A 1,037-nucleotide genomic window follows, 5' to 3' on the forward strand; every position below is an offset into this window, starting at 1 on the left:
CCCCAAGGGAATCCGTGGAGCGCCGGATGCGGTGAGAGCCGCACGTCCGGTGCGGAGGGCGGGCCGGGGAAACGGGCTGGTCGCAAGACCAGTACCGCGCCCCGGTCCGACCCCTACTTCGCCGCTGTCCTGTTGCAGCAGGGCAGTGTAGCTGGGGGCAGCCTGCTCCGGGAGGTGCCGGGTGCGGGTGGGAGCAGCCCTGACAAAGCCGGGACGTGCCAGTACTGCCAGATGGTGCGGGTCCGGCGAGCGTGACGGAAAGGAGTACGCGAGGAACCAGCGTGATCACGTCCCTCAAAGGCTCACCGGCTCCAACCTGGTGGATATGGGCCGGAAGCGGTGCGCACCCGGTGGTCTGGATCGGGAAGATCCGGGCTGGTGGGCAACTCCTGGGCGGTCTTGTGGATGTCCGCCGGGAGGCCACGGTGAAGGTGCTGCGGGGTAGCCGTGGCGATGCCGCAGGGATAGAGCTGGGCTCCTCCTCCGTCGAGCGATCAGCAGTGAACACGGGAACCGTTCCGGTCCTCGCCTCGTACTGCGCGGCCAGCGCGGGTGTCGAGGCTGGGTCCATCGTCGGCCGATCGGCCCGGGACGGGGCGGAGCCGCCGTAGTACTCCGAGGCCGGGAGAGCCGGTCGCATGGGGAAGGGCGGCAGCGGTTGCGAGAAGGGAAGGACGCTGTAATGCCGAAAGATCCATCGGGGAATCTCGCTGGTCCTGACGTCGGGCGGGGAAGGCCCGTTCGCCAGGGTATCGGGGATGCAGGCCAAGCTTCACCGTTGGGCGGTGGCCGATCCGGGCCGCCGGTTCGACGACCTGTTCAATTTCGTGTACGACCCGGCGACGCTGATCGTGGCGTTCACCCGGGTCGCGGGCAACACCGGAGCCAGAACGGCGGGGGTGGACGGCCTGTAAACATTCAGCGGGTGTGGTGGCATGGCGTGATCGCCGGTCGGCCGTTCGGCCTCCGGTGCGCTCGGCTCGGTGTCCGTGGTCAGGTGGGCGCGGGTAGTGCCGGCATCCAGGGGTGGCCGGTGA

1 protein-coding gene is annotated in these 1,037 nt (G+C 69.1%); it reads left to right on the top strand.

The genetic code is table 11. The features are described 5' to 3' along the window. Positions 1-785: 785 nt before the first annotated feature. Positions 786-914 (top strand): hypothetical protein, encoded by a 129-nt coding sequence (locus KME75_RS45525; RefSeq protein ID WP_281424919.1) that lies wholly within the window; start codon positions 786-788, stop codon positions 912-914. The last annotated feature ends 123 nt before the right edge of the window (positions 915-1,037 follow it).

The sequence above is a fragment of the Pseudonocardia nigra genome (genome assembly GCF_019396355.1).
In the GTDB taxonomy this organism is placed as follows: Bacteria; Actinomycetota; Actinomycetes; order Mycobacteriales; family Pseudonocardiaceae; genus Pseudonocardia; species Pseudonocardia nigra.